This is a genomic window from Bartonella sp. AP3QHHD, assembly GCF_042195765.1.
GTDB lineage: Bacteria > Pseudomonadota > Alphaproteobacteria > Rhizobiales > Rhizobiaceae > Bartonella.
This window is the reverse complement of sequence record NZ_JBHIPC010000110.1, coordinates 1-4,377: the sequence shown is the minus strand read 5'-3', so window position 1 is coordinate 4,377 and position 4,377 is coordinate 1. Positions and strand designations below refer to the sequence as shown.

The 4,377-nt window shown below is 36.3% G+C and carries 7 protein-coding genes and 2 pseudogenes; 4 read left to right on the top strand and 5 right to left on the bottom strand.

From position 1 onward, the window contains the following. The first annotated feature begins 182 nt into the window (after nt 1-182). Nucleotides 183-365, top strand: coding sequence for a type II toxin-antitoxin system HicA family toxin (locus ACFIL7_RS09115; protein ID WP_006589116.1), 183 nt, complete (start codon nt 183-185; stop codon nt 363-365). 20 nt (nt 366-385) lie between these two features. Beyond that, nucleotides 386-808, top strand: a complete 423-nt coding sequence (locus tag ACFIL7_RS09110) for a type II toxin-antitoxin system HicB family antitoxin (RefSeq protein ID WP_375635089.1) — start codon at nt 386-388, stop codon at nt 806-808. Between the two features lie 2 nt (nt 809-810). Here ACFIL7_RS09110 and ACFIL7_RS09105 read toward each other — a convergent pair. Further along, nucleotides 811-1,268 (bottom strand): annotated as a pseudogene (locus ACFIL7_RS09105) (hypothetical protein). Nucleotides 1,269-1,280: 12 nt separating this feature from the next. Continuing rightward, complete coding sequence (ssb, locus tag ACFIL7_RS09100) at nt 1,281-1,727, bottom strand: single-stranded DNA-binding protein (RefSeq protein WP_375635091.1); 447 nt, start codon at nt 1,725-1,727, stop codon at nt 1,281-1,283. Between the two features lie 237 nt (nt 1,728-1,964). Between ssb and ACFIL7_RS09095 the strand changes: the two genes are divergently transcribed. Further along, nucleotides 1,965-2,156: a hypothetical protein gene (locus tag ACFIL7_RS09095; protein WP_038473479.1), complete on the top strand. Its 192-nt coding sequence runs from the start codon at nt 1,965-1,967 to the stop codon at nt 2,154-2,156. 69 nt (nt 2,157-2,225) lie between these two features. Then, the gene (locus ACFIL7_RS09090; RefSeq protein WP_375633209.1) at nt 2,226-2,654 is read left to right on the top strand and encodes a type II toxin-antitoxin system HicB family antitoxin; all 429 of its coding nucleotides are present in this window, start codon (nt 2,226-2,228) and stop codon (nt 2,652-2,654) included. A 48-nt stretch (nt 2,655-2,702) separates the two neighbouring features. On the opposite strand, the pseudogene ACFIL7_RS09085 reads toward ACFIL7_RS09090, so the two are convergent. From ACFIL7_RS09085 to ACFIL7_RS09075, 3 genes and pseudogenes are all read right to left on the bottom strand, one after another. Beyond that, a pseudogene (locus ACFIL7_RS09085) lies at nt 2,703-3,234 on the bottom strand (antA/AntB antirepressor family protein). Between the two features lie 273 nt (nt 3,235-3,507). Further along, a complete protein-coding gene (locus ACFIL7_RS09080; RefSeq protein WP_375643762.1) occupies nt 3,508-3,834 on the bottom strand; it encodes a hypothetical protein in 327 nt (108 codons plus the stop codon). 182 nt (nt 3,835-4,016) lie between these two features. Beyond that, nucleotides 4,017-4,377, bottom strand: a 361-nt coding sequence (locus tag ACFIL7_RS09075) for a hypothetical protein (RefSeq protein WP_375683537.1), incomplete at its 5' end; no start/stop codon positions are given.

The window sequence follows — 4,377 nt, the reverse complement described above, 5'->3', positions numbered from 1 at the left end:
CAATACAACTAGTGCAGTGGCGTCATTAAATACGATTTTTTACACTATGTCAACAAAAAAATCATGATCTTGTATTTTTTTTATTTTTTTACCTAAATATGGTGTTTTAAAAGATATTCTTTATTTTCCTTCAATACAACATTTATGTTGTATTGAAACATTTTAGATGTTATATTATTATAATGAATAGTCAAGAATTGAAAAGATATCTTATAAAGCATGGTTGCAGTTTTACTTCAGGGAAAGGTGGACATTTGCTTGTAAAGCGCGGTTCTAAAAAGTCTGTTTTACCTATGCATGGTACGCGAAAAGAATTAGGAACAGGATTAGTCCAGAAGATTCTTAAAGATCTTGACCTAAAATAAGCCTGAATATGGAGGTGTAAATGAAATATGCAATCAAATTTATCAAAGATGACAATGATACTCTTCTAGTCGTCTCTAAAGACTTTCAGGAATTTATTACCTATGGTAACGATGAAAAAGAGGCTTTGGAACAGGCTAAAAATGCACTTTTAACAGTCATTATGGGGCGTTTTCAAGATCGTGAACCTATTCCCTTTGGACATCGTGATATTGCCTATCCTTTTGTTGAAGTATCTTCATTGGTGACTTTAAAAATTGCAATACATAACGCTATGATTGAAAAAAACTTACGCAAAGCTGATCTCGTACGTCTTTTAAAACTTCATCCAACACAAATTGACCGATTGTTGGATTTAAACCACGCAACCAAATTAGATGCCTTGGAATCCACTCTCATTGCTCTTGGAAAAGAGATCTCTATTAATATTCAAAATGCTGCTTGAATTTAGCGGTTTTGTGTAAAATGCTTATGAAGCGCATTAAGAACGACACACAGTGAATTAACAAGATATGGTAACGATTGCTCTTCTACAACAATGTATTGTAGTGCGGCATAAAGATTATGCTGTCTATAAAGGCATTGTGCTTCTTTTAGCACCTCTTTCATTGCTTCATAGTAATGAGTAGTTTTTTCAATCCATTGTTTTTTTGCCTCTTCATTTAAAGATGGAGTAAAGTCATCATAAATTGCATTTGGTAAGGCTTTTGCACATAGGTAATTGNGGAAAGCGGATTTTTAGCCTCTTCTATGGTCAAACAGAAGCGTTTGGCACGCATTTCAATTGCCAATTTATCCATGGGTTCATGCGGTGTTTTTGCTCGTGAGATGCGTCCATTTGGTTCTCTGATACATCCTTTAATCCGAGGACGACCGCGTTTTGCACGTTTTTTTCTTTTTGTCATATTTTTTTTCAATCAGAATGGGACGCTATCGTTAAGAGCGGTTCTATAATCTTGAGCACCTGAAGCGATAGCATAATTTTGAGAAGTAATGGGTGAAGGGAATGCCGATTGCTCTTTTTTGGCATCAAGCAAATACAACTCGCCTTTGAATTGTGGTAAGACAATCTCTGTTGTGTAACGGTCATGACCATTTTTATCTTGCCATTTACGTGTTTGTAATTTGCCTTCTATGTAAACCTTTGAACCTTTACTGAGATACTGAAGAGAAATTTTTGCTAAATGTGGATTAAAAACCACAATGGAGTGCCATTCCGTTTTATCTATTTTTTGATTGGTCTTTTTATCAGTATAGCTTTCAGAAGTTGCTATACTAAAATTGACTATTTCAGCTCCAGAAGTCATGGTTTTGCTTTCGGGGTTAGCACCGAGGCGTCCTATTAATGTCACTTTGTTTAGCATGTTTTTTGTTACCTTAATTTGTATTTAAATATGTAAAAAATCTTAGCATAATTTTATTATTTTTTCAATTATTTCAGTTAATTAATCACAGTTTTTTAAAGCATTACTTTATAATCTTATTTGATAAACTCACTCAATAGCTGTGTTATAAAAAGGCGAGGCTTTTTTGCTTGATTTATTATTGACAATCGAACCTTTTTGTGCGATATTGGTTTTATCAAATTAAGGGGAGGCTAAATGAAACGAGAAGCGCTGCTTAGAGAGTTACGCAAAGAAGCCAGAAAAAGAGGTCTTCATTACAGTGAAGCTCCAGATGCAGGCAAAGGGTCACATTATTTGGTAACTTTTGGAGACAAAACAACTGTTATAAAATCGGGTGAATTAACGCCACTTTACGTGAAGATAATAAAAAAACAATTGGGAATATGAAACTCGTATTTCATACGTTTTTAATTTTTCGTTTCAAAAACATTTTGATCATAGTGAGGAGACCTAAACATGGAATATACGTATCAAGCAAAATTTGAAACTGATCCGGATGGTGGTTTTATTGTGACTTTTCCAGATGTACCTGAAGCAATAACAGCTGGAGAAAATAGAGTAGAGGCATTAGAGAATGCTGTTGAAGCTTTAGGGTTGGCATTACGGAGCTATTCTATGCGCGGTCTGCCTTTGCCTACACCACGGCAGTACAAAGACCTTGTAGAAGTTACGGTAGATGCGTGGAATGCTCTTAAGCTCGCAGTGGTAGAGGCCTTTAATGAAGCGAATATTACAAAAACAGAATTGGCACATCGTTTGGGTAAAAAAGAAACAGAAGCAAGACGCATTCTTGACCCCAATTATCCAACTAAGCTTCAAACTTTAGAGCAAGCACTGAGTGTTCTCGGCAAGCAAGTCGTTATTACAATAAAAAACGCGGCTTAACTATCTCCTCGCCTTTGAAGACGAGAAGATAAAATCATGTTTTTAAATCTAAGCAGCTTTTACAACAGATTTTTCTAAAACCTGTTTTGCTTCTTCAATGAGTGTTTTATACTATTTGCTTTCTTCTACCAATGTAAAGGCTTTGACAAGATGCATGTGGAGAGGGCCATAAATGTAAACAGCCTTTTTAGTTGGAGACATTTTATCCCAATCTTTTGGAAAATCAAAGCGTGTATCACGGTCATTATCAACAGATTGGCTTTTTAACTTTTTTTCACACTCGATAAAGTAACGACGAGCTTGTCTGCCTTTCTCGTTGCGTTCAACCATGGAAAGCTCTTTTGCCATATCTAAAGTGAGATGGTATTCTATTACTGATAACATTTTTACGTTTCCCAATTTTGGGAAGCGTTAAAATAAAATCTTTTCCTTCTTCAAATTCATATTGATTAATGCGGTTTGTAATCCAAGTAGCAAAACGTTTTCCTATTTCCAAAAACGTATGCAACTCGCGTGCGTTGACCGTTTGAACAGTTTCCTGATCAATTGTTTGTTCCGTAATTTTTATAAGAATGTTCACAATGAACTCCTATCGATTAGAGGTTTTTCATTGACATCAAACAAAGGATGCCGGGTGCTGAAAAACACGGTCGATAGTCCGTCGTTACGCTTTCCCTATAAAAGGTATTGTATAGCGTAACCACACCCGACAAAGCCATTATATGTGTGTAACATACAATGAGTCAAAGTCTTTAATGTGCGGAGAAAAGATTGTGTCGGCAATCTATCCGCTATCGATTCAAGGTGTTTTTCAGGCACCTGATTCGACAATAGACATAATGTTGCCATATTGTCAAGCAACTTCCGATAACTTTTTAATCTCTCTATTGATCTCGTCTATAAGAGGTTCGTAATTGAGAACGCTTTTCGGAATATTCCCACCGTAAACCCATGCTTTTACTTGCGCTTTGGTACTGAAATCCGCATTCTTAGGTGTTTTGTAATACTGACCACCATCAAACTTTTCACACTCTCTTGTGCCGTCTTCATATTCGTAGAGGTTGTAAAAATACTCCTCTGCTCCGTCTCCCCAAGGAACATAACCAACAGCTGTTGCAACAAACTCTTTTTGCATGGGTTGTTTACGCTTTTTTAAGAACAGGTCTTTTAATATTCTCATGTTTTTAGTCCATAATTTTACCAATTGGTCTATTTACCTAAAATTTGACCGTACAGAGCGTTTTATATTGCGGATATGGTTTTCATCGTAAAATCTTTAAATCGCTTTGTATGGTACCTTTTTGTCGATTTAAATGCATGTCTAATCGTAAAATGATCAGCACTTTTCACTAGTTTGCTGTTTTAAGCCGCTTTAGAATTGCTACTATCATGACACTCTTCACTAGGCTTGCCTATTCTCATGCATGAAATGCGCTTGCCTCCTAAGGCTAGGTTACGCGTATTTTCAACAGCGATAAAAACCTTCTCAGCAACACCATAAAGCCTGCTTTCTAAATCACGACAATACTGCGCTAGATCAGCACATGAGGGGACAAAGGTTGTTGACATACCTTTTGCCTCACCACGTATAAGATTTTTAACAGCTTGCAATAAAGACCAGAGTGAAATGCCGTTAAGAGCAGCGATATAAGCCTTTGCACGCGCTTCTACATTCGAAACTTTTTGCATTGTCAAACCACCTTCAAGCACATCAAGAGCCTCT

Coding starts and splice junctions, on each gene's coding strand:
- ACFIL7_RS09115 (WP_006589116.1), top strand. CDS start 183: ATGAATAGTCAAGAATTGAAAAGATATCTTATAAAGCATGGTTGCAGT.
- ACFIL7_RS09110 (WP_375635089.1), top strand. CDS start 386: ATGAAATATGCAATCAAATTTATCAAAGATGACAATGATACTCTTCTA.
- ssb (WP_375635091.1), bottom strand. CDS start 1,727: ATGCTAAACAAAGTGACATTAATAGGACGCCTCGGTGCTAACCCCGAA.
- ACFIL7_RS09095 (WP_038473479.1), top strand. CDS start 1,965: ATGAAACGAGAAGCGCTGCTTAGAGAGTTACGCAAAGAAGCCAGAAAA.
- ACFIL7_RS09090 (WP_375633209.1), top strand. CDS start 2,226: ATGGAATATACGTATCAAGCAAAATTTGAAACTGATCCGGATGGTGGT.
- ACFIL7_RS09080 (WP_375643762.1), bottom strand. CDS start 3,834: ATGAGAATATTAAAAGACCTGTTCTTAAAAAAGCGTAAACAACCCATG.